Raw genomic sequence first — 24,826 nt, forward strand, 5'->3', positions numbered from 1 at the left:
GATCAGTTGGGTAATAGCAGCCCCCGGCGATTTACATATTCCTCCGGTACTGCCCACCCACCTCGAGCAGCGCATTGGTGATCTGCCCCAACGAACAGACGCGCACCGCCTCCATCAACACCTCGAACACATTGAGGTTTTCGATCACGGCCTGCTCCAGGCGCTTGAGCGTCGAATCCACCGCGCAAGGCCTGCACATCGCGGTTCACCGTGAGGGCGCGCAGCCGCTTGTGCAAGACAGTCTCATCCTGCTGATGCCGGCGGCTGAGCGGCGAACGCTGGATTTTACTGGTGCAACGTTGGTGCAGGACCAACTGGAAGAGGCAGGCGCCTGGAGGCGGCTGACCCTGAAGCTCTAGCGAGGCAAGGACGAAGTCCTAGCCCGCATGGCTCTGGGCCTTGTAGACCAGCCAGGAGCCCGACTTCTGCTTGCGCAGGTAGAAGCGAACCGAACAATCAAAAAAATCCACGCTGACCTCCACCGGGTCAGGGTCTTGGTTGCCGGCCAGCCGGCGAAGGCGGTTGCCGTTGGTCTGGAACGGTGTAAACCCGGTCGGTTTGACGCAGCGGCGCAGGCGGGCTTTCCAGCCGGCGTCAGTGTCCACCCCTTCGATGTACGCGTGGGTCGCTGCGATGGCCTCCGCCGGCCTGTGTTCGCACTTGATCCAGAAGGCGAACAGAGCCGCGCCGGCGAAAGGCGCGGCGAGAATGGAAATCAGGATCTTTCGCATCAGGCTGAGTCGCTCATGTTCGCCTGCTCAGCCCTTGCCCAGCGGCGGCTTGCCGAACAGAGTCGATGCGTTGCTGATAGGCCCCAGCTCCGCGCTCGCCGCTTGCAGCGCCGGCGCCAGTTCATGCGTGCGCTCGCCGGTGAGGCGCGTGCGCGGCCCCGCGATGCTGATGACGCCGATGGCCGCCTTGCGGTGGAACACCGGCACGGCCATGGCCGACATGCCCGGTGCAAACACTTCGTCGATCATCGCGTAGCCGCGTACCCGCGCCGCGTGCAGGAAGCCGAGCAGCGCCTTGATGGTGGTGGGCGCCTTGGGCCCGTATTGCGCCGGTGTGCCGAAGCCCTGTTTGCTGACGAGTTCCAGCGCGCGCTCATCGCTCAGCGTCATCAGCCACGCATGCCCGGACGAGGTGCATGACAGGCGCACGTCCATGCCCATGTCCGGGTCGTAGCGCAAGCCCGACTGCCGCTGGCCCTGCGCCTTGGCCACAAAGGTGAGGCGGTCTTCGTCGACGATGGACAGGCGCACCAGCTCGCCTGATGTTTGCGCCAGCCGTTCCAGCAGCGGCTCAGCGATGTTGACGATGCCGGCGCTGCTAAGGAAGCCCAATCCCAGCGACACCACTTTGGTCGTGAGCACGTACTCGCCCTGCTTGCGGGCCTGGCGCACATAGCCCAGGCGCTGCAGGTCCGCCAGCACGCGGTGGCAAGCGCTCAGCGGTAGGTTCAGCTCCGTCGCGATCAGCGACAGCGGCGAGCCTTGCGGGTAGTGCGCAAGGTGCTCCAGCACGGTGAAGCCGCGGTCCAGGGCATTGCTCATATCGTCATATGAAAAAAGTTTCCAGTTTGGAAAGATTGTGGCACGACGGGGCAAGAATCGGTTCGCGTCCATGAAAGGTCTCCGTGAGGAATCCCATGCAATCGAAAGTGATTTACGTCCTGAACGGGCCCAACCTCAACCTGCTAGGCGTGCGTGAGCCGCATCTCTACGGCTCCACGACGCTGGCGCAGGTAGAACAACTATGCCGCCGTGTCGCGGACGAGCTGGGTTTTACGTGCGAGTTCCGCCAGACCAACCATGAGGGCATGATGGTCGACTGGGTGCAGGAAGCCCGCGAGAAGGCCGCCGCCCTTGTCATTAACCCGGCCGGGCTGTCGTTCCGTTCCATCCCGGTGCTGGACGCTCTCAAGACGCTGGACCAGCCGATTGCCGAAGTGCATGTCACCAACATCCACCGGCGCGATGCGCTGTACCAGAACTCGCTTGTGTCGCTGGTGGCCACGGGCGTCATCTGCGGCTTTGGCCCGTTCGGCTACGAGTTGGCGCTGCGGGCGCTCGCGCAGCGCCTGACCTTTGCATAGAGCCACGTAGAGCCCGATTGCCCCACCCGGAATTTCCACGCAATTTTCATTTCATCCAAATACATCAAAGGAGACAAGCCATGAACCATTCCATCCAACTTCCGATAGCCCGGCGTACGCTGCTTGGCGCGGGCGCCACCCTGGCCGCCACCGCCGCACTGCGGGCCTGGGCCCAGACTCCCGCCACCATTCGCTTCGCTGCCGTGTTCTCCGACAAAGACATTCGCGCCGAGATGATGAACCAGTTCGCCAAGGATGTCGCCGCCGACTTCAAGGTCGAAATGCACCTGAACTCCACGCTTTTCCGCCAAGGCACCGAGCTGGTCGCGCTGCAGCGCGACAACCTGGAGGTGGGCAACATCGCGCCGCAGGACATCTCAAAGCAGGTGCCGGCCTGGTCCATCCTGACCTCGGCCTACCTGTTCCGCGACGCCAACCACCTCAACACCTTTTTCGCCAGCGAGCAGGGTGCACAGATGAAGAAGATGGTGGAAGACCAGCTGAAGGTGAAAATCCTCGGCCCGACCTTTTTCGGCACGCGACACGTCGGCCTGAAGGGCAAGAAGAAGATCAACACGCCCGCCGACCTGGCCGGTGTGAAGCTGCGCATGCCTCCCGGCGACGCCTGGCAACTGCTGGGCCGCTCGCTCGGCGCCAACCCCACGCCCATGGCCTACGCGGAGACCTACACCGGCTTGCAAACCGGCGCCATCGACGGCCAGGACAATCCCTTGCCCAACGTGCAGAACATGAAGTTCAACGAAGTGCTGGGCCAGCTGGTGCTGACCTCGCACCTGGTGGGCTTTGACGTGCTCACCGTCAACCTCAAGACCTGGGCCGGCATGTCGCCGGCAAAGCAGCGCGCCTTCCAGGCCGCGGCCGACAAGGCCATCGCCTGGAGCACGGCCGAGCACCAGAAGCGCGAGGCCGAGCTGGCGGAGAGCTTCCGCAAGGGCGGGCTCGACGTCTACGTTCCCAACATCGCCGCCTTCCGCGAGTATGCGCAGAAGGTCTACCTGGCGTCCGACGAAGCCAAGGCCTGGCCTGCCGGCATGTTGGCGCAGATCAACGCCATGAAGTGACCCGCGGCCCATGCTGACCCGAGTGTTGAAAACGCTGCACCGCTTCGCCGAAGCGGTGGCCGCCGGCCTGCTGGCCGTGATCTTCGTCGCCTTCCTGGTGCAGATCGTCATGCGCTACCTGTTCAATTGGCCGGTGGGCTGGACCGCCGAGCTGTCGCTGGTGTGCTGGCTGTGGCTGGTGCTGTGGGGCGCGGCCTTTGTGCTGAAGGACGACGAGGAGATCCGCATCGACATGATCAGCTCGCGCGGGAGTTATCGCACGCGCCGGGTGGTCGGCGGTGTCGTGGCCATCGCCATCATCGTGCTGTTCGGCATGTCGCTGCCCGGCGCGTGGAGCTATGTCACCTTCATGAAGGTCGAGAAGAGTTCCTACCTCGGCGTCCGCATGGACGTCACCTATTCCATCTACATTGTCTTCGTCGTGGCGGTCATCCTCCGCGCGGTGCGCCAGCTGATACACGGGCCCGACAAAACCACTCGCGACATGCCGTCCTCAGCGTCCGCCCTATGAACCTCACAAGTCCCTTTTCGCTGGCGATCATCGCCATCGTCGGCCTGAGCCTGCTCGGCGCGCCCATCGGCCTGGCCATGATTGCCGGCTCTGTGCTCTACCTCTACATGAAAGGCATGGACGTGGGCGCCGCCGCCGAGCAACTGCTCAACGGCACCTATTCCAGCTTCCTGCTGCTGGCTATTCCGCTGTTCATCCTGGCTGCTACGTTCATGAGTACGGGCAGCGTGATGGACAGGTTGCTGCGCTTTTGTAACGCCATCGTCGGCCGCTTCCCGGGCGGCCTGGCGCAGGTCAACGTGCTGCAGAGCGTGGTCTTCGCCAGCATGTCGGGTTCGGCCCTGGCGGACGCCGCCGGCTCGGGCAAGGTCATGCAGGTGATGATGACGCGCGAGGGCAAGTACACGCCGGGCTTCGCCGCGGCGCTGAGCGCCGTGTCGTCGGTGATAGGGCCGATACTGCCGCCATCCATCCCCATGGTGCTGTATGCGCTGGTGTCAGGCACCTCCATCGGTTACCTGTTCATCGGCGGCGTGCTGCCCGGCCTGCTGCTGGGCGTGGTGCAAATGGTGCTGATCTGGTTCCAGGCCAAGCGGCGCGGTTTCCCGGTGGAAGAGAGGGTGCCGCTGTCCGAGATGCCGCGCATCACCAAGGAGGCCTTTCCCGCGCTGATGCTGCCGGTGATCCTGCTGGGTTGCCTGTACAGCGGCATCACCACGCCGACCGAGGCGGCGGGTGTCGCGGCCGCCTACGCGCTGCTGATCTCCGCCGGCCTGTACCGCAGCATGGGCTGGCCTGACATCTACGATTCGCTGCTGTCCAGCGCGAAGATGAGCATCTCCATCGGCATGCTGATCGCCGGCGCGCTGGTGTTCAACTACGTCATCACCTCGGAGAACATCCCCACCCACCTGAGCGGCATGCTCAAAGGCATGGAAATGACACCTCTCACCTTCCTGCTACTTGTCAATGTCATCCTGCTGTTGCTGGGGGCCTTTCTGGAAGGCTCGACCATCATTCTGATCATCCTGCCGGTGCTGCTGCCCACCGCGGTGGCACTGGGCATTGACCCGGTGCACTTCGGCGTCATGGCCGTGCTCAACATCATGATCGGGCTGGTAACGCCACCGTATGGGCTGCTGCTGTTCATGATGATGAAGATCGCCGACGTCTCCTTCTCCGAACTGATGGCGGAGGTCTGGCCCTACCTGCTCGTCATGCTCGGCGCATTGGCGCTGGTGACCTTCTGGCCGGGCATGGTGCTGTGGTTGCCGCGTATGGCGGGCTATACGGGGTGAGTCGGCGCCCAAATTGAGGCTTCAGCGCGGCTCAACACGTTTGGCCTCACGCCACGCCAGAGAAAACCAGGAACTTATCCACACCGTGAGCACCTTCTGCTCACAAAGAGTGTGAGTCCATATTCGATGGAAAACTCGGGTCAGACTTCAGTGCAATTCAACAGTGGCATCTATTGTCCGTCGCTTGTTTTCGACGATTCGGCTTCCTCAGAAACCGTTTTTGGGTAAAGCCGCCCTTAAGGTGTCTCTTCGACGACACGTTTGGGCAGAGCTTCCAAAATCTCGCTTGGCGCCACGTTTCCGCCGATCTCCCCCGTAAAGCCGATCTTTATATTAATAAGTACTCTTATTTTGTTTTTTAAGATGTGAAAGGATACAAGTAACAATCGGCAGAAGTTAAAGTTTTCTTACTTCCGAGCCCCTAAGATCGCTCTCCATGCAGGGTTGCTACTCACTTTTGAGTGGAAATAGTTATTAAAAACAAGTACTTGGGAGTGGGAGCATTTTTAGCGCAGCTTCGTCAGACCGGTCGACTTCGTCGCTGGTGCTGCATCCAATCATCCGTTCGGGGTTTTCCCTGGACCGACTCGCTGTCGCGGTTGGCTTGTGGGCGCTTACCGCCGGTATTCATGCCCAACCCGACCCGCGCATTGACGTTCAGGAGCAGCGCCGCGCGCAGGAGCGGGAGAAGGTCTTGCGGGAACAGCTTGAAACCGCGCCCGATGTGCGCCTGCGCGCCGGGCCCGAACCCGGGCAAGCCCGGCTGCCTGTTTCAGAATCGCCATGTTTTGAGATCCGCACGATCACCCTGCGTGGCGAAGGTGACGCTGCGCAACGCTTTGACTGGTTGCTTGCCGCCACCTCCGGCGCCGATGCCAGCGACTCACCTTTGGGACGCTGTCTGGGCGCGCAAAGCATTGCTTTGCTCATCAAGCGTGCGCAAAACGCTTTGACGGCCCGCGGCTTTGTCACCTCACGCATCCTGGCCGAGCCGCAAGACCTCAAAAGCGGCAGCCTCACGCTGACCGTGCTTCCGGGCAGCATTCGTGCCATACGTTTTGCCCAAGGGACCAAACCCGGCACCCGGCCGCACAGCACCGCACCGGCGGAGCCCGGTGCTGTTCTGAACCTGCGCGATGTCGAGCAGGCGCTGGAAAATCTCAAGCGCGTTCCAACCGCCGAGGCCGATATCCAGATCGAGCCAGCCGAGCTGCCGGGTCAGAGCGATCTGGTGGTCAGTTACAAGCAGGCCTTTCCACTGCGGCTTTCACTGTCGGCGGACGACAGCGGCGCCAAAAGCACCGGCAGGTACCAGGGCGGCCTGGCCCTATCCTGGGACAATCCTTTGAGCCTGAACGATCTGCTGTACCTGTCGTTCAACGGTGACCAGGGCGGCGGCGAGGAAGGCGAGCGCGGCACCTGGGGGCGCACGGTGCATTACTCGGTACCCGTGGGCTACTGGCTGCTTGGCGCCACCGCCAGCAAGAACCGCTATTGGCAATCTGTTGCCGGCTTGAACCAGAGTTATGTCTACCGCGGCACCAGCAGCAATGCCGAGCTCAAACTCTCGCGGCTGGTCTACCGGGACGCGGCGCGCAAGACCACGCTGTCCCTCGGCGCCTTCTACCGCAGTTCAAACAACTACATCGACGACACCGAAATTGAAGTTCAGCGACGCAGGGTCGGCGGCTGGCACGCCGCAATGAACCATCGCGAATTCATTGGCCAGTCCACGCTGGACACCACCCTCGCCTATAAGCGCGGCACTGGCGCCTTCAATTCTCTACCTGCGCCGGAAGAAGCGTTTGGTGAAGGCACATCGCGCTTCAGACTGGTTACGCTGGACGTCAACCTGAGCTTGCCGTTTAAAGCAGCAGGCCAAAAGCTCCGGTACAACGCCGGCGTCCGCGCTCAAGCCAACCGCAGCCCCTTGAGCCCGCAAGACCGCTTTGCCATAGGCGGGCGTTACACCGTGCGCGGCTTTGACGGTGAATCCAGCTTGATGGCCGAACGCGGCTGGTTGCTGCGCAACGATCTGGGCGTGGCATTGGGCAACAGCGGACAGGAACTGTATGCCGGCCTGGACCACGGCGAGGTCAGCGGCCCGTCGGCCGAGTTCCTGGCCGGCCGGCGCCTGACCGGTGTCGTGCTGGGTCTGCGCGGAAGCTACAAGGCCATGAGTTACGACGTCTTTATCGGTCGCCCGCTTGAGAAGCCCGAGGGTTTCGTCACAGCCAAGGCTACTGCTGGCATCAGCCTGAACTACAGCTTTTGATTTTGATTAAGTGATCTTTCAGAAGAACCGCACCACCATGAACAAGAACCTGTACCGCATCGTCTTCAACCACGCACGCGGCTTGCGCATGGCTGTACAGGAGACTGCCAGCAGCTGCGGCAAGGCCACGGGGTCCACGCAGTCGCCTGCGGTGCAGCGGCCCGCCTCGTTGAGCGGAGCAACTTGCTTCAACTTCAGGGCGCTCAGTGTCGCCGTGTTCTGCGCCCTGGGCGGCTTCTCGCAGTGGCTCCCGGTCGCGCAGGCCCAGGTGGCCGCAGACCCCAGCGCCCCCGGCAGCCAGCGCCCGACCATCCTCGTGGCCCCCAATGGTGTGCCGGTGCAGAACATCACCACGCCTTCGGCTGCCGGTGTGTCAATCAACCAATTGATTTTGTTCAACGTCGGGCCCAACGGCGTCATTCTTAACAACAGCCGCACCAACGTGCAGAGCCAACTGGGCGGCTGGGTACAGGGCAACCCGTGGCTGGCCACCGGCTCTGCCACCAAAATCGTCAACCAGATCAATTCCAGCCACCCCAGCTACATCAACGGCTATATCGAGGTGGCCGGCCAGCGCGCGGAAGTGATCATTGCCAACCCGTCGGGCATCAATGTCAATGGCGGCGGTTTCATCAACGCCAGCCGCGCTACGCTCACCACCGGAACGCCCATCATCAATGGCGGCAACCTCGAAGGTTATGTGGTCCAGAAAGGCCTGGTCAACATTAGCGGGGCCGGTCTGGACGCCAGCCGGACGGACTTCACCGGCATCATCGCGCGCGCGGTTGAGGTCAACGCCGGCATCTGGGCCAACGAGCTCAAGGTCACCACTGGCGCCAGTACGGTGGACGAGGTTCAGACCACCGCCACACCGATCGCAGGTAGCGGTGCTGCGCCTGCATTTGCACTGGACGTCGCGCTGCTGGGCGGCATGTATGCGGGCAAGATCACGCTGGTGGGCACCGAAGCAGGTGTGGGCGTGCGCAACGCCGGCAACATTGGTGCGACTGCCGGCAACGTAGTGGTAACAGTTGACGGCATACTACAAAACACGGGCCGTATCGCCGGCTCGGCTGCCACCCGACTGGACGCCAGTGGCGGCATCAGCAACACGGCCAGCGGCGCCATCTATTCCACCGGCGACACCAGCCTGAGCACGCGTGGCAACATCAGCAATGCTGGCCTGGTTGCGGCACAGGGCAACACTACCCTGGCAGCCACAGGCGCGGCCAGTGAAGTCAGCAGCACGGCGGGTTCGGTACTGGCAGCGGGCTTGCGGGAAGACGGTACCCTGGTTGCTGCTACCGGCGGCACCGGCGCGTTGAGCGTCAGCGCCACACAAACGATTGCGGCCCTCGGTCAAAACCTTTCTACGGGCGCGCAGAGCCTGAACGCCGGAAGCATCAATCTGGCGGACAGCCAGAACAGCGCAGACAGCCTGAACCTGGCAGCCGGTGCTGGCGGTATTGACGCCAGCTCGGCCGTCATGGCCGTCACCCAGGGCTTGACCATCAGCACCCCTGGCCTGCTGCGCACCGACGCAGCCAAGGTGTCTGCAGGTCAGCTTACTGTGGGCGCCAGTGCCCTCAGCAATGTCGCCGGCGAAATCGTGCAGAACGATGGCAACGGCACAGGTACCGCCAACTTCACCATCGCCGGTCAGTTGAACAACACGCTGGGCCTCATCTCTGCAACCGGCACCTTGAACATCAAAGACCCGAATGCAGGCAACGACCCTGCCGTCAACGCCCCCGGCAAGACACTGGCCATCACCAACACCGGCGGCACCCTGATCGCCGGCCAAGCGCTGGTCATTGATGCCGCCAGCCTGAGCAGCGACGGCAAGGTTTTAAGCCAGGGCAGCCTCAACACCAAGCTGCTGGGCAACCATACCCACACCGCCGCAGCGCAATTTCAGGCTACCGGCAATGCGTCGCTGGAGACCACAGGCACGCTGACCAACCAGGGGCAACTGCTCGCGGGCCAGGGGCTGACGCTGAAGGCCGCCAGCCTGGACAACCAGGCCGGTGCAGAAATCCGCGGAACCGCAGTCAAGCTCGTCGCCACCGATGCCAACACATTGACCAACCGCGGCCTGATTGATGGCGTGGAAACGGTGATTGAAACCGTAACCCTCAACAACCTGGGCACCGGCCGCATTTACGGCGACCACGTCGCCATTGGTGCAACCACGCTCAACAACATCGCCGAAGGCGGGGTTGCCCCGGTAATCGCTGCTAGAAACCGCCTCGACATAGGTGCCACCACCATCAACAACGCAGAGCACGCCCTGCTGTTCAGCGGCGGAGATATGGCCATAGGCGACAGCCTGGATGGCGCCAAGCAGGCAACAGGGCAAGCCACCACCCTCAATAACGGCAGTGCCACCATTGAAGCGCTGGGCAACCTGACGATCAACGCCGCCCAGATCAACAACACCAACAATCACTTCAGCACACAGGTGGTGCCGGTGTCCAGTTCGGTGATCACCGAGTTTCAGGGCAGCGGCTCCGGCACCCGTTTCCTGGCGGGCACCCCCGGATTGACGACTTACGACGACGAGTCACTGCACCTGGCCACGCCCGATGGCGGTCGCTATGAAGCCTGGTCGATGTACCAGTACAACCGAAGCATCTCGGAGACCGTGGTCGCAGCGTCGGACCCGGGGCAGATCCTCTCGGGAGGCAGCATGACGATCAACGCCGCCAACGTCTTCAACGACAAAAGCCGCATCATCGCCGGCGGCACATTGACTGGCAACATAGGCACGCTGACCAACACTGAGGTGGCCGGTCAGCGCGTCATCACCGACGCTGGAATGGTCTATCACTACTGGAGAAACCACCGAAGTGGCCGCGACGACACCGGCACCGCCTCCGCCGGCTACAACCCGGGGAGTGCCGTGCAAGGCATCAACCTGACCCCCACGGTCTACCTGCAAAACACCGCGCCCGCTGGAACAGGCACCAGCATCAATGCCCGCACACTGGTCTCGCTTGGGCAAGGCGCCAGCGTGGCCACCAACAATCCCAACACCGCCGTACCCAACAACAGCCTGTTTCGCATCAACCCCAACGCCGCGGGCAACTTCCTGATCGAGACCGACCCACGCTTTGCCAACTACCGCCTGTGGCTCAGCAGCGACTACATGCTGCAGCAACTGGGCCTGGATCCCACCCTTACCCAAAAGCGCCTGGGCGACGGCTTTTATGAACAAAAGCTCATCCGCGAGCAGGTGGCTGAACTCACAGGCCGGCGTTTCCTCGACGGCTACCAGAGCGACGAAGCCCAATACCAGGCGTTGATGAACAACAGTGTGACCTTTGCCCAGCAGTACAGCCTGCGCCCCGGCATTGCCCTGAGTGCCGCGCAGATGGCGCAACTGACCAGCGACATCGTCTGGCTGGTCGAACGAGAAGTCACCCTGGCCGATGGCACTAAAGTCAAAGCTCTGGTGCCCCAGCTGTATGTCAAGGTCAAAGACGGCGACCTCACCGGCGACGGCGCCCTGATCTCGGCCGGCGCCACCAACCTCAACCTGAGTGGCGATGTGCTGAACAGCGGCACCATCGCAGGCCGAACCGCTGTCGTCCTCAACGCCCAGAACGTACAAAATCTTGCCGGCCGCATCCGCGGCGCCAATGTGGCGGTAGCGGCCACCAACGACCTGAACAACATCGGCGGGCAAATCATCGCCGCAGATACGCTGACGGCAACGGCAGGGCGCGACCTCAATGTGGCCAGCACCACCAGCACCCAGACCGGCGGCACCGGCAACCGCACCAACATAGACCGCGTGGCCGGCCTGTACGTGACCAACCCCGGCGGCACCCTGGTTGCCAGCGCCGGGCGCGACATCAACCTCATCGCCGCCGAGCTGATCAACAACGCCCCCACCGCAGCCGGCCAGCCCGCAGGCAGCACCCTGATCGCCGCCGGGCGCGACCTCAACCTGGGCACAGTGACAGAGGCCAGCAACAACACCATCATCTGGAACTCCAACAACAACCGCAAGGACAGCCAGAGCGCCGAAGTGGGCACCGTCATTCAAGGCAATGGCAGCGTCAGGCTTGCCGCGGGGACAGACCTCAACGCCCGGGCTGCAACGGTGCAAGCAGGTGCGGCCCTGGTGGCCACCGCAGGCAATAACATTAATATCACGGCCGGGCAGAGCAGCCAGAGCGTGGACGAGAACCACCAGTACACCAGCAAGGGGCTCTTCTCCAAAAAGACCACCACGACGGGCCAGACGTTGGACCGCACCGATATGCAGGCCAGCAACTTCTCCGGTGGCAGCGTCACGATAGGCGCGGGCGTGGATGTGAACGTGCAAGCGAGCAACCTGAACGCAGCCAACGCCCTGACGATTGCAGCGGGCAGAGACGTCAACCTCACCGAGGGGCACAACACCCTGGCTGTGAGCCAGTTCAGCGAGACCCGAAAAAACTCCACCGGGCTGGGCAAGGTCGTTGGCGGAACACTCATGGCCACCGGTGCCGTGACGTTTGGCGCCGCCGTGCTTACCAAGAGCAGCAGCGAGCAACAAGCAAAAATGACCAGCAGCACAGCAGTGGGCAGTACGCTCAGCGCCGGCAGCATCGCCAGCAGCAGCGGGCGCGACACCACGCTGCGCGCCGCCACGCTGGTGGCCGATGGCGACATTGCCATCGCAGCTGCGCGAGACCTGAGCATCGTCAGCGCGCAAAACAATCAGACCTTTGAAACCGCGTCTTCCACAAAAAAATCCGGCATGGTCGGCACCATCCTTCAGCCGGCGCTGGGCACCCTCCAGAAAAGCCAGGACGAAACCGGCAAGAGCACCAGCCAGGTGGGCTCCACCGTCGCCAGCCTGGGCGGCAACGTCGATCTGCGCGCCGGGCAAACCTACACCCAAACCGCCAGCCAGGTTCTGGCCCTCGCCCAGCCCGGCACAGGCGGGGCTGGCAACGTCGGCAACATCGACATTGAGGCCAGGAACGTCCTGATCAAAGAGGCCTACAACACCGGCAGCTCTGTTGCCACCGAAAAAACCAGCCAGCAATCGATCGGCGGTAGCGTCTCCATCCCCATCGTGGATGCCATCAAAAGCCTGAATAGCGTCGCCAAGTCTTCCAGCCAGACAGAAGACCCCCGCATGAAAGCCCTGGCCGCAGCAACGATGGCCATGCAGGCAAAAGCCGCAGCAGACATGGCGACGGCAGCCGCAGCGGGCAACCTGGGTGGCTTCAAAGTTAGTGTCAGCATCTCCAGCACCAAAACCCAGAGCACCAGCGAGCAAAGCTACAGCCAGGCCCAGGGCAGCACCGTGGGCGCCGGCGGCAATGTCACCATCAACGCCAGCGGCCAGCCCAGCCAGGGCCAGGGCAACATCACCATCATCGGCAGCGACATCAGCGCAGGCCAAAACGTCGACATCAACGCCGAAGGCCAGCTGGACATACTTGCCGCCAAAAGCGCAAGCGCCCAGCACAGCACCAACAGCTCCCAGGGCACCAGCGTAGGCATAGGCTTTGCCGTGGGCGGTGCACAAAACGGCTTCACCCTGGAGCTGGCCGCCAGCAAAGCCCGCGGCAATGCCGATGGCAATGACACCGGCTACACCAACAGCCACATCACCGGCGGCAGCAGTGCCGGCGACACCGTCACCCTCAAAAGCGGGAGCGACACCATCCTCAAAGGCGCAGTGATTGCCGCTGACACCGTCAAAGCCGAGGTAGGCGGCAACCTGAACATCGAAAGCCTGCAGGACAGCGCCACCTTCGACGCCAAACAAAACAACTCCGGCTTTAGTTTGAGCCTGTGCATACCGCCCTTCTGCTACGGCACCAGCACAGGCAGCGTCAGCGCCGGCAAAAGCAAGATCGGCAGCGACTTCCAAAGCGTTGCCGAGCAAAGCGGCATCAAGGCAGGAGACGGAGGCTTCCAGGTCGACGTAGCAGGCAACACCGCCTTGAAAGGCAGCGTGATTGCCAGTACAGACTACGCCGTCGATACCGGCGCCAACAGCTTCACCACCGGTGGCGCCTTGAGCATCAGCGACATCCAGAACCAGGCCGCCTACAAAGGCAGCGCCTACAGCGTGACCGTGGGCAGCAGCGCCGGCACCAGCAGCGCCGGCATCGGCAAAGACAAGGCGGATGTCAGCAGCACCAGCAGCAGCGGTATCTCGGGCATTGCAGGTAATACCGCTGTCAGAAGTACCGATGCCGAGACGGGTATCAAACCCATCTTTGATGCGGCCAAAGTCCAAAACGAAATCAATGCGCAGGTGGCAATAACGCAGGCCTTCAGCAGGGAAGCGCCCAAGGCGGTGGCCGACTTTGCAGCCAAGCAGGGCAAAGACCTCAAAGAGCAAGCCAAAGCAGAGCAGGATGCAGGAAAGAAAGCCGCACTGCTGGCCGAAGCATCCAAGTGGGAAGAAGGTGGTATCTACCGCATTGCCCTGCACACGGCGGCAGGCGCGCTGAGCGGTGGCCTGAGCGGGGCGGCAGGCGCGGCAGCCAGCGCCAGCGCGGCCAACCTGATGAACGACTTCCAGGACGGCGTTCAGCAGGGCTTGCAGAACGCAGGTTTGAGTGAAGGGGCAGCGAAGACCATTGCGCAAGGGGTTGCTGGTTTGACAGCTGCGGGGGTGGGTGCGGCCTTCGGTAGTGCGCAGGGGGTCGCTACTGCTTTTACTGTGGATGCCAATAATCGGCAGTTGCATCCCAATGAGCGAAGCCTGATCGAAAAGTTGGCTAAAGATAAGGCGAAGCAGGAGTGTCGTGGCAACTCAGCATGCGAAATATCCAGTGCCGTCAAGTGGACTGATTTGATGGAGCGTGCGGCCGAAGGTCAAACCGATTCCCGCGAATACGACAAAAACCTTCACTACCTCACTGCGTTGGCTCAAACTGCAGCGCAGCCTGGCAGCGAAGGAGCTTTGGGAGGTGTTGAAAAATATCTGAACGACCTTAAAACAGCACAGCTTTTGCTTGCGCCCTACACAGGGCAGCCCATAAGCGTGAACGGCCAAATCATGACCGCAAACGGGGCGCAACAAACCTACTTCAGCGCAACGGCCGAGCAGCGTGCTAACCCTTACGCCAACACATTCTTGGGCCAGTTACCCAGCTCTATAGCTGCGGGCATGGATCAACGCGACCAGACGCGACTGGAGCAACTGATTGCGCTGAACGGCGCGGCGACACCCAGCTACCCTGTCGAAGAATTCGTACTCGGCGGGGCGATCGGTAGCCGCGCGCTAACCACGCTCGGTCGGGCTTTGGGTGAAGTAGATGTATTTCTAGCTGGCCGTGCGACCGCATCCAGTGGGGGTAACATCAGCACAAAACAAATCACAGAAGAAGCATTGCCCGTGCGCTTGAGCGCAGTGGAGCAAGCCACTCTGCGCCAGCTTGACAGCTTACCTAACACCAACGCACAAGGTCTATTGCGCGAGTACATTGCGGACAGCTACTTCGCTCGAAACGGCTTTACGCAGTTAGAAGGAAAGTGCGGCAGTGGCAATTGCTTTGACGGGGTATATGTCAAAGGCGACAAGGTCTACATCAATGAGGTTAAGCCGCTCAATGCGAATGGGTCGATTAAATTGAGTGGACCGTCGGGAAGTATGGATACGCAGATGACGGACGACTGGATTAAGAGCGCGATAGCAAGACTAGAAAACGGAACCGCTCAACAGAAGGTAGTCGCAGCCAAAATTCAAACTTCTTTCAACGATCAAACCTTGGTAAAGGTTGTTACCGGCGTCAATGCCAATGGCATGACCATCGTGAAGCTAAGGTGAAATTCCTCATGCCCAAAAATGCCAACGAAAATGCACAAAATCTTGCCGAGATCTCTAAAGAAAGAATGCCGGGGTTAATCAACAAAATCAGGTTTCGCATCAAACCGATCGACTTGCGCGCTTGTTATAGCTCGCTAAGTCACGATCATCTAAGAATTGGCATCTTCGATTACTTTGTGAAGGGCAATTTGCAAAGTTTCAAGCAGCATATGCATGTCGCTTGCAAGCTAGAGTTGGCTGCGATTGCCTTGGATAGCTATCAAAAATTTTCGATTGGCAAAGAAATCTACTATGCGCTCTTGTCCGACAATCCGAAAATCATCGATGCCATGGCAAGCCTGGAACCTCCGGACTTCATGAGGAATCGAAGCAATCCACTTAATTCACACTTCAAAGTACACATGTGGCAGCTAGCCATTTTGGGTGACTACGAAGCCTTGCAAGCCAAAGTAGAGAAACTTGTCAAGCATGGTCGCAAAATTGATCGGCAGTTCGCTACCGACGGCGGGGATTTCTTTTCGTTGTTGATGCGGCGCGATAAAAATGGGCTTGAAAACCTAATTTTGCGAGACGCAGTTAAGCAAACAGGTGATCCTTTGGTAGAGGACTTGATAGCTGAGATGAGCACCTACTGCGCCAAACTCTGCTGGCTCAAAGGAATTCCCGTGCAGATCGACTGCCCGCTCGTACCTATGGAACTCATGCCCAACCAGCCACTGGAGCACTACGACGATGTGTACGACTTTCTCCAGCCCGGGTGGATTCCGCCACCACAGGGGGTGATGGCAAAGATTTCACATTGGATTCATAAATAAACCAACCGACACTCAAGCGGAGCGCATCCTCTGCATGCAGTGAATACGAAGGAGAATAAAGCGGCGAACGACACCGAAATCTACGGTTCAGCTGTCTTCGTAGCCGTTGTCCTGAGTGCTCTTGGTGAAGGTATTGCACGATGGGGGCTGTGAGTCTCTCTGGCAGCAAAAGTGCCGCCAGCAGGAACTAGTCCGCCGCCCTGTCTTACAGGCCCCTTAGTGCATTTCCGTACACAAAATCTGGTCCTGGCCCTTATGCTACTTGCGTAAGCAGCTATGAATTTAATAGCGAATCACAGGCCACATCTTCCGCCTCGTTGTGCCTGCAACAAAGTCATCGCCCCAGCTCCGCAGGACAGCCAGCGAGACATTCCCGTCGCCAAAAACTCCACGCGCAGCACGGCAACAACGGCTTCCCGCGGAGCCATGCCGAGCAATATTCACATATTGCGCCGGTACTGCCCGCCCACCTCAAACAGCGCGTGGGTGATCTGCCCCAACGAGCAGACCCGCACGGCTTCCATCAGCACCTCGAAGACGTTGAGGTTTTCGATCACGGCCTGCTGCAGGCGTTTGAGCATGGCGGGTGATTCGGTCGCGTGGCGGCGGTGGAAGTCGTCCAGGCGCTTGAGCTGGCTTTGTTTTTCTTCTTCGGTGGAGCGCGCGAGTTCCAGCTTGTCCTGCACCGCATCGCCGTGCGGGTTGCGGAAGGTGTTCACACCGATGATGGGCAGCTCGCCGGTGTGTTTGAGCATCTCGTAGTGCATGGACTCGTCCTGGATGCGGCCGCGCTGGTAACCGGTTTCCATCGCGCCCAGCACGCCGCCGCGTTCGGCGATGCGTTCGAACTCCAGCAGCACGGCTTCTTCGAGCAGCTCGGTGAGCTCCTCGATGATGAAAGCGCCCTGTGAAGGATTTTCATTCTTGGCCAGGCCCCATTCGCGGTTGATGATGAGCTGGATGGCCATGGCGCGGCGCACCGATTCTTCGGTGGGCGTGGTGATGGCTTCGTCAAACGCGTTGGTGTGCAGCGAGTTGCAGTTGTCGTAGATGGCGATCAGCGCCTGCAGCGTGGTGCGTATGTCGTTGAACTGGATTTCCTGCGCGTGCAGGCTGCGGCCCGAGGTCTGGATATGGTATTTCAGCTTCTGGCTGCGTTCGTTGGCGCCGTATTTTTCTTTCATGGCCACGGCCCAGATTCGGCGCGCGACGCGGCCCATCACGGTGTATTCCGGGTCCATGCCGTTGCTGAAGAAGAAGCTGAGGTTGGGCGCAAAGTCGTCGATGTGCATGCCGCGCGCGAGGTAGGCTTCAACAAAGGTGAAACCGTTGGACAGCGTGAAGGCCAGCTGGCTGATCGGGTTGGCGCCAGCTTCGGCGATGTGGTAACCGCTGATGGAGACGCTGTAGAAGTTGCGCACCCGGTTGTGCACAAAGTACTGGGCGATGTCGCCCATGACTTTCAGGCTGAATTCGGTCGAGAAGATGCAGGTATTCTGGCCCTGGTCTTCTTTCAGGATGTCTGCCTGCACCGTGCCGCGCACGTTTTCTTGCACCCATTCGCGAATCTTGGCAGCCTCGGTCGCCGTCGGGTCGCGGCCGTTGTCTTTTTTGAACTTGTCGAGGTTCTGGTCGATGGCCGTGTTCATGAACATGGCCAGAATCGTCGGCGCCGGGCCGTTGATGGTCATCGAGACCGAGGTCGAGGGGTTGCACAAGTCAAAGCCGTCGTACAGCACCTTCATGTCGTCCAGCGTGGCGATGGAGACGCCTGAGTTGCCGACCTTGCCGTAGATGTCGGGCCGCAGCGCCGGGTCGTTGCCGTAGAGCGTGACCGAATCAAACGCAGTGGACAGGCGCTTGGCGGCCATGCCTTCGCTGAGCAGCTTGAAGCGGGTGTTGGTGCGGAAAGGATCTCCTTCGCCGGCGAACATGCGGGTCGGGTCCTCGCCCTCGCGCTTGAAAGCAAAGGTGCCGGCGGTGTAGGGGTAGCTGCCGGGTACGTTGTCCAGCATCAGCCATTTGAGGATTTCGCCGTGGTCTTCGTACTGCGGCAAGGCCACCTTGCGAATGGTGGTTCCTGAGAGGGATTTGGTGGTCAGCGCGGTACGGATTTCCTTGTCGCGAATTTTCACCACGTATTCGTCGCCGGCGTAAGCAGTCTGCATGTCGGGCCATTGGGCGAGCAGGGCGCGCGCGTCGGCATCAATGCGGGCCTTGCGGTGGCCGGCCAGGTCCAGCGCGGCTTCGGCGGCGGGCGCGCGGTCGGGCTTGTCGATCTTGAGCATGGCGGCGGCGGCTTTGAGTTGCTGCACCTCGCGCGCCAGCTGAGCCTGCGCGCGGGCGCGCTTTTTGTAGCCGCGCACCGTGTCGCTGATCTCGGCCAGGTAGCGCGTACGCGCGGCCGGCACCACAGGCGTCTGATTGGTGCTGTGGCGGACCTCTGCGGCGGGCAGCATGCCAGCCTCAAGCGCCAGGCCCAGCGCGGCCAGGCGTGGTTTGAGCGCCTGGTAGAGCGCGGTCACGCCGTCGTCGTTGAAGCGCGCGGCCATGGTGCCGAACACCGGCATCTTGTCGGCCGGCGTGCCCCAGGCTTCCCTGTTGCGCTGCACCTGTTTGGAGACGTCGCGCAAGGCATCGAGTGAGCCCTTGCGGTCGAACTTGTTGATGGCGACGAACTCGGCGAAGTCCAGCATGTCGATTTTTTCGAGCTGGCTGGCTGCGCCGAACTCGGGCGTCATCACGTACATGGGCACGTCCACATGCGGCACGATGGCGGCGTCGCCCTGGCCTATGCCGGAAGTTTCGACCACGATCAGGTCAAAGCCTGCACATTTGCAGGCGGCGATCACGTCGGGCAGCGCTTGGCTGATTTCAGAGCCGAAGTCGCGTGTGGCCAGCGAGCGCATGAACACGCGTTGTCCGCTGTCGGCGTTCTTCTGACCAGCCAGGGGAACAGTCCAGGGATTGATGGCGTTCATGCGGATGCGGTCACCCAGCAGCGCGCCACCACTCTTGCGGCGTGATGGATCAATGCTGATGACTGCCACGCGCAATTTGTCGTTCTGGTCCAGGCGCAGGCGGCGTATCAACTCGTCGGTCAATGAAGACTTGCCGGCGCCGCCAGTGCCCGTAATCCCCAGCACAGGGATCTTGCAGGTGGAGGCCTGCGTGCGGACTTTGTCCACCAGTGCCGCGTCGGCCTTGCCATTCTCCAGCGCCGTGATCAACTGCGCCAGCGCCCGCCAGTTCATCTCTCCGTGGCCTTCAATGGCCGTGACGTTCTTGGGCGCGAAACTGGTCAGGTCTTTGTCGCAGCGCATGACCATCTCGCCGATCATGCCGGCCAGGCCCATCTTCTGGCCGTCTTCGGGGCTGTAGATGCGGGTGACGCCGTAAGCATGCAGCTCGCGGATTTCGGGCGGCACGATGACGCCGCCGCCCCCGCCGAACACCTGGATGTGTTCGCCGCCGCGGCTTTTGAGCAGGTCGACCATGTACTTGAAGTACTCGACATGCCCGCCCTGGTAGGAGCTGATGGCGATGCCTTGCGCGTCCTCCTGCAGGGCGGCTGTGACCACTTCGTCCACGCTGCGGTTGTGGCCCAGGTGGATGACCTCCGCGCCCATGCTCTGCAGGATGCGCCGCATGATGTTGATGGCGGCATCATGACCGTCAAAGAGGCTGGCCGCCGTGATGAAGCGCACTTTGTGAGTGGGGCGGTAGCTGGCGAGCGCTTTGTATTCAGCGGACATGTCGGTCATGGTTGTCTCCGGGCGGCGGTTGGACCGTCGATCTGTGATCTGTTTGATTGACGTTTACGTAAACGTCAATCTTAGCCGGTAAGCCGGCGCCGATCAAGTGTGCGCCGTGTAGCGGTGCGAGCAAAAAAAAAGGGACGCGGAGCGCCCCTCTTTGCCAAAGCCTGGTACCCAATGGCTTCCGGCCTGTTTACCCGTACAGGTATTTAGGCAGCCAGAGCGTCAACCCGGGCCAGATGTACATGAACACCATGCACAGGATCACGATCAGCATGTAGGGCATCATGCCGGCGAAGATCTGGTTGATGGTCACATGCGGTGGCGACACCCCCTTCAGGTAGAAAGCCGACATCGCCACGGGCGGCGACAGGAAGGCCGCTTGCAGGTTCACGAAAACCAGCACGCCCCAAAGAATCGGATCGATCTGGAAATGCTGCAGCAGCGGCAGGAAGATGGGCACGAAGATCACGATGATCTCGGTCCACTCCAGTGGCCATCCCAGGACGAAGATGATGGCCTGCGACAGCAGCAGGAACTGCAGTGGTGTCAGATTCATCGACATCACCCATTCCTCGACGACGCGCTGGCCGCCCAGCAGAGCGAAAACCGCGGAGAAGAGTGCTGAACCCACAAACAGCCAGCACACCATGGAGGTCGTCTTGCAGGTCAGGAACACCGCCTCCTTGATTTTCTGAAAGTCCAGCGTGCCGGCATGCCAAGCCATAAGAAAGGCGCCGGCCGCGCCAACGGCCGCCGATTCGGTTGCGGTTGTGATGCCGAACAGGATGACCCCCAGCACGACGATGGTCAGCAGCGCGAGCGGCATGACCGAGCTCACCAGCATCCGCAGGATCTCGAACTGCTCGGCGTCGAAGCGCCGGTAGTACCACAGCAGCAGTCCCGCCATCAGCACGCAGGCGATGGCAAAGCCCGTGTAGAAGGACTCGGGCACGGGTGCGGTCTGTGGCCCCGAACCCGAGGGCTCGCCGATTTCCTGCAGTGGTGCGTCGGCGGTGGTTGCTGCTGTCGATGGCTTCGCATCTTCCGATCCCGGCGGCGCCTGCAAGCCGCCGGCTTCGGCCGGCTCCTTGGCCGTGTCGCCGGGTTCTTTCAGCCCTTCTTCCGCAGGTGGTTCCTGGACTCCGCCGGTGACTGCGGGCCCCTGCAGGCCTCCGCCTGTCGGCGCTGCGGCCTTGGCGGCGCGTGCCGCCGCCACCTGGGCGATGTTGTCGGCCTGCGAATGGATGACCACATACCACCAGGTGCCGCCCAGAGTCGCCAGCGCGAACACCACCGGCACCAGGGCAGTGCCCAAGCTGCGCAACAGGAAGCCGCGGCTGACTTGGGCGCCCGCCTGCAGCGCCTTGCCCGGAGCCGCGATGGCCATGGCCAGCGCCGGCAGCGCCCTGCGTGAATAGGCGGCGGTCACCTGCTGCAGCCAGAGTGGCACCGGCGCGCGGTTCTGCTCCGGCGGCAGCTTGGGCGCGATCTTGGGGTTGAGCATGACCCAGCCGACGATGTAGACCAGGTAGAGCAGGGCCAGGAAGAAGCCGGGGAACATGGCCGCCGCGTAGAGCTTGACCACGGACTGGCCGGCGACGGCGGCGTAGACGATGATCATCACCGAGGGCGGGATCAGGATGCCCAGCGTGCCGCCGGCGGTGATCACGCCGGCCGCCAGTCGCGTGTCGTAGCCGGCGTTGAGCATGGGCCGCATGGCGATCACGCCCATCAGCACCACCACAGCGCCCACCAGGCCACTGGCGATGCCCCAGAACGTGCAGATGATCAGGGTGGTGACCGCCAGTGAGCCGGGCACGCTGCGGAACGCCAGCTGCACACTATGGAACATCTTGTCCACCAGCGCGCCGCGCTCCATCACATAGCCCATCAGCACAAACAGCGGAATCGATAACAGGGTCTCGTTAGTCATCGCTCCAAAAGCGCGCTGGACCATCAGGTCGAAGATCCTGTTTTCCCAAAAATGGGTGGACGGATCGTAGAAGGCCACGAAGCCGAACGCCATGCCCAGGCCCATCAGTGTGAATGCGGTGGGAAAGCCCATCATGATGACGACCACGATCAGACCGAGCATGGTCATGCCGAGTACTGCGTTGCTCACTTGGAGACCTCCGCCCTGTGGGCTGCGGTGCCAAGAATCTTCGGAACGGCCGGGCGATTCATGTTCAACCTTTCAGGCCGGCGGATTTTTCGATGGCCAGCCGCTTGGCTTCTTCATCGACAAACTCGCTGCCGGCCAGCTGCTGCGCGACCACATCGGATTCCTGGGCGTCCTTGAGCCGAGGTGTCCAGATGCCGGTGCGGATGCAAACGACGCAGCGCAGGATCTCGGACAGCCCCTGCATCAGCACAATGGTGCCAGCCACCGGGATCACAAACTTGAACGGATACAGCGGGATTGGGGTGGCGTTGAAGGTTTGTTCGCGCATCGCCAGTGACTCATTGAAGTATGTCCAGCCGGCCCAGGTCAGCGCCATAATCCCGGGCAGGAAGAAGACGATGTACAGGACCAGGTCCAGCCAGGCCTGCGTGCGGGGCTTCAAGTTGCCGTAGAAGAAGTCGCCGCGCACATGGCCGTCATGCGCCAGCGTGTAGGCGCCCCCCAGCATGAACAGCGTGCCATACAGCATGTTATTGACGTCGAAGATCCATGCGGTGGGCGCGTTGAGCGCGTAACGCTTGAAAACTTCAGCGCAAACGACCACCATGAGGATCACGATGAGCCAGGCGGCGGCCTTCCCGACCCAGGTGCTGATGTGGTCAGCCGTGTGAAGGATTTTTTGTGTATTCATTTTGAACCGGTGTTCCCATCAAAAAGGCCAGCCATCCAGGGTTGGACGGCTGGCCGGCTTCGCCGGGGCTCGCAGGCTCAGGCTTTCTTCTTGCCGAAGGAGTGGTTGTAGGCCATCTTGAAATCGACCATGTAGTCGTTCTGCCAGGGGATTGTGCGTGCGGCGTAGGCTTTCTGCGAGTCGATCACCTTCTTGAACAGCGGGTTGGCCTTGGCTTTGTCCTCGATGATCTTGTCCCAGGCTTCCAGCTGTGCCTTGAGCACGGCGTCGGGCGTCTTGTAGAACTTGATGCCCTGCTTTTTCATCTCGGCGTAGTCGGTGGAGTTACGGTCGATGGCCTTCCAGCTCATGTCGGCGCTGGCCGCCTGCACGCCATAGTCGATGATCGCCTTGAGTTCGGCCGGCAGCGCGTTGTACTTGCCTTTGTTGAACAGGATCTCGAATTGCTCCCCGCTCTGGTGAAAGCTCTGCAGCATGCAGTTTTTGACCACGTCTGGGAAACCCAGAACGCGGTCGGAGCTGGCGTTGTTGAACTCGGCCGCGTCGATCAGGCCGCGGTCCAGTGCCGGCACGATCTCACCACCGGGCAACGGGTTCACGGAGGTGCCCATCGCGGTGAAGATGTCGACCGACAGGCCGACCGTGCGGAACTTCAGACCCTTCATGTCACCCACCTTGGCGATCGGCTTCTTGAACCAGCCCAGCGGCTGCGTAGGCATGGGGCCGTAGAGGTATGACACCACATCCATGTTGATCGACTTGTAGATTTCTTCCAGCAGCGCTTTGCCGCCGCCATAGTTGTGCCAGGACAGGACCATGTTCGGGTCCATGCCGAAGGCCGGGCCGGAGCCCCACAGGGCCAGGGCGTTGTTCTTGCCATAGTGATAAGCCACCACGCCGTGTCCACCGTCAAGGGTTCCCTTATTCACAGCTTCCAGTAGCTGAAAAGCCGGCACCACGGCGCCGGATGGAAGCACCTCGATCTTCAGTCGGCCCCCGGCCATGTCATTGACCTTCTTCGCGAAATCGTTGGCGTATTCATGGAAGATGTCCTTGGCCGGCCAGGTGCTCTGGAAGCGAAAGGACGTTGTCTGCGCCATGGCGACCATGGGGGCGGACAGGGCGCCGGCGGCAATCGCGGCGCCTTTCAGCAGGCCGCGCCTGCGGGGGCTTTTGCTCTCGGTCATGACTTGTCTCCTGTTGTTTCGAAAAATATAAGAGGACTCATCATTCCGTCTTGCCCATTCCTTACAAAGAGGGTTTCCACCAACGCTACAGGTTGTTGCCCCTTCTCAGGGTGAAACTGTTTGTGCGTGACCGACAGGAGCCCGCGAGGAGCTCAGGTGACTTTCAGCCCCCTGAGGGCCGGATCGCCCGGCGGAAAGCGTAGCTTCAGTTCCAGCAACCGGGCCCGGACGAGGGTGGCGATCATCAGGTTGCGATGCGTCTTGGAGTCAGCCGGCACCACGGTCCAGGGTGCCCAAGGAGTGCTGGTGGCCTGAAGCAGTGCTTCGTAAGCCTTTTGGTACTGCTTCCACTGTTTGCGAACCTCCAGGTCGCCCGCGCTGAATTTCCAGTGTTTGGCGGGGTCATCCAGTCGCTCCTGCAGCCGTTGCTTTTGCTCATCGGGACTGATATGCAACATGAACTTGAGGATCACCGTACCGGTTTCCGAGAGCATGCGTTCGAAGTCGTTGATGTGCCGGAACCGCTGTGCTGTTTGTGCCGGTGTGATCCATCCGTTGACGGGCGGCAGCAACACATCTTCGTAATGGCTGCGGTTGAAAATCGCGATCTCCCCCGTGCCCGGCATCTGTTGATGGATTCGCCACAGGTAGTCATGCGCCCGCTCGTCTTCCGTCGGCGCCTTCCAGCTGACCGTCCGTACGCCCAGCGGGCTGATGCGCCCAAAGACACCGCGCAATGTTCCGTCCTTGCCTGAGGTGTCCGTTCCCTGCAGGACCACAAGAAGTTTGTAGCGTTTGTCCGCGTAAAACAGGTTTTGCAATCCGTCAATCTCCGTGGCCAGTGCTTCGACGGCAGCTTTATCGCGTAGCTTGTCGCCCGTCGAGAACGGCTTGGCGGCCGGGTCAAGGCTGGCAAGAGAAAACCCCTTGGGCTTCGACGGAGAGGGTTGCCAGGGGGCTACGGTTTTGGCCAGAGCCTTGAAGCTTGCCTTGCCAGGCTGTACCTTTTGTGGAGAAGGTGTGTCGGCGTTGCGGGGCATCGGGGTCTCCTGCAGTTCATGGGTAGGGTGATTGTGCATGTCACACCTGCGCCAGGGATGCGCGGCCTGCCTATGCCCTCACTGTCTGGCGTGTGGTTGCAGGGGGATAAACTTGATCTGCTGGTTTCGGGTCGCTGTCATGCGGTGCATGCATGCCCGA

16 protein-coding genes are annotated in these 24,826 nt (G+C 61.3%); 8 read left to right on the forward strand and 8 right to left on the reverse strand.

All coding sequences use genetic code 11. From position 1 onward, the window contains the following. Nucleotides 1-31: 31 nt before the first annotated feature. Nucleotides 32-181 carry a hypothetical protein gene (locus AC1DY9_RS11100; RefSeq protein ID WP_457281664.1) on the reverse strand — a complete coding sequence of 50 codons (150 nt, stop codon included), beginning with the start codon at nucleotides 179-181 and terminating at the stop codon, nucleotides 32-34. Between AC1DY9_RS11100 and AC1DY9_RS11105 the strand changes: the two genes are divergently transcribed. Beyond that, nucleotides 165-359, forward strand: a complete 195-nt coding sequence (locus AC1DY9_RS11105) for a hypothetical protein (protein WP_457281287.1) — start codon at nucleotides 165-167, stop codon at nucleotides 357-359. The two genes, AC1DY9_RS11100 and AC1DY9_RS11105, sit on opposite strands and share 17 nt — an antisense overlap. 18 nt (nucleotides 360-377) lie before the next feature. Here the strand turns inward: AC1DY9_RS11105 and AC1DY9_RS11110 are convergent, their stop codons facing one another. Beyond that, nucleotides 378-731 carry a hypothetical protein gene (locus AC1DY9_RS11110; RefSeq protein ID WP_457281286.1) on the reverse strand — a complete coding sequence of 118 codons (354 nt, stop codon included), beginning with the start codon at nucleotides 729-731 and terminating at the stop codon, nucleotides 378-380. Between the two features lie 27 nt (nucleotides 732-758). Continuing rightward, entirely contained in the window at nucleotides 759-1,553 is a 795-nt protein-coding gene (locus AC1DY9_RS11115; RefSeq protein WP_477666512.1) for an IclR family transcriptional regulator, read from the reverse strand. 95 nt (nucleotides 1,554-1,648) lie between these two features. Between AC1DY9_RS11115 and AC1DY9_RS11120 the strand changes: the two genes are divergently transcribed. From AC1DY9_RS11120 to AC1DY9_RS11150, 7 genes are all read left to right on the forward strand, one after another. Next, entirely contained in the window at nucleotides 1,649-2,095 is a 447-nt protein-coding gene (locus AC1DY9_RS11120; RefSeq protein ID WP_477666513.1) for a type II 3-dehydroquinate dehydratase, read from the forward strand. An 80-nt stretch (nucleotides 2,096-2,175) separates the two neighbouring features. Continuing rightward, nucleotides 2,176-3,177, forward strand: a complete 1,002-nt coding sequence (gene dctP / locus AC1DY9_RS11125) for a TRAP transporter substrate-binding protein DctP (RefSeq protein WP_477666514.1) — start codon at nucleotides 2,176-2,178, stop codon at nucleotides 3,175-3,177. A gap of 10 nt (nucleotides 3,178-3,187) precedes the next feature. Beyond that, on the forward strand, nucleotides 3,188-3,688 hold the full coding sequence (locus AC1DY9_RS11130) for a TRAP transporter small permease (protein WP_477666515.1): 501 nt from the start codon (nucleotides 3,188-3,190) through the stop codon (nucleotides 3,686-3,688). Beyond that, nucleotides 3,685-4,986, forward strand: coding sequence for a TRAP transporter large permease (locus AC1DY9_RS11135; RefSeq protein WP_477666516.1), 1,302 nt, complete (start codon nucleotides 3,685-3,687; stop codon nucleotides 4,984-4,986). The genes AC1DY9_RS11130 and AC1DY9_RS11135 overlap by 4 nt, the downstream gene beginning before the upstream one ends. 604 nt (nucleotides 4,987-5,590) lie before the next feature. Then, complete coding sequence (locus tag AC1DY9_RS11140; protein WP_477666762.1) at nucleotides 5,591-7,261, forward strand: ShlB/FhaC/HecB family hemolysin secretion/activation protein; 1,671 nt, start codon at nucleotides 5,591-5,593, stop codon at nucleotides 7,259-7,261. Nucleotides 7,262-7,298: 37 nt separating this feature from the next. Next, nucleotides 7,299-15,050 carry a hemagglutinin repeat-containing protein gene (locus AC1DY9_RS11145; RefSeq protein WP_477666517.1) on the forward strand — a complete coding sequence of 2,584 codons (7,752 nt, stop codon included), beginning with the start codon at nucleotides 7,299-7,301 and terminating at the stop codon, nucleotides 15,048-15,050. 8 nt (nucleotides 15,051-15,058) lie between these two features. Then, complete coding sequence (locus AC1DY9_RS11150; protein WP_477666518.1) at nucleotides 15,059-15,865, forward strand: immunity 49 family protein; 807 nt, start codon at nucleotides 15,059-15,061, stop codon at nucleotides 15,863-15,865. Between the two features lie 440 nt (nucleotides 15,866-16,305). On the opposite strand, the gene icmF is transcribed toward AC1DY9_RS11150, so the two are convergent. From icmF to AC1DY9_RS11175, 5 genes are all read right to left on the reverse strand, one after another. Beyond that, a complete protein-coding gene (gene icmF, locus AC1DY9_RS11155; RefSeq protein ID WP_477666519.1) occupies nucleotides 16,306-19,629 on the reverse strand; it encodes a fused isobutyryl-CoA mutase/GTPase IcmF in 3,324 nt (1,107 codons plus the stop codon). 187 nt (nucleotides 19,630-19,816) lie between these two features. After that, on the reverse strand, nucleotides 19,817-21,748 hold the full coding sequence (locus AC1DY9_RS11160; protein WP_477666520.1) for a TRAP transporter large permease: 1,932 nt from the start codon (nucleotides 21,746-21,748) through the stop codon (nucleotides 19,817-19,819). Nucleotides 21,749-21,812: 64 nt separating this feature from the next. Further along, a complete protein-coding gene (locus tag AC1DY9_RS11165) occupies nucleotides 21,813-22,439 on the reverse strand; it encodes a TRAP transporter small permease subunit (protein WP_457281277.1) in 627 nt (208 codons plus the stop codon). 77 nt (nucleotides 22,440-22,516) lie between these two features. Further along, the gene (locus tag AC1DY9_RS11170) at nucleotides 22,517-23,626 is read right to left on the reverse strand and encodes a TRAP transporter substrate-binding protein (RefSeq protein ID WP_477666521.1); all 1,110 of its coding nucleotides are present in this window, start codon (nucleotides 23,624-23,626) and stop codon (nucleotides 22,517-22,519) included. A gap of 152 nt (nucleotides 23,627-23,778) precedes the next feature. Continuing rightward, a complete protein-coding gene (locus AC1DY9_RS11175; RefSeq protein ID WP_477666522.1) occupies nucleotides 23,779-24,666 on the reverse strand; it encodes a PPK2 family polyphosphate kinase in 888 nt (295 codons plus the stop codon). Between the last annotated feature and the right edge of the window lie 160 nt (nucleotides 24,667-24,826).

Source organism: Polaromonas sp. P1_F6 (genome assembly GCF_056405695.1).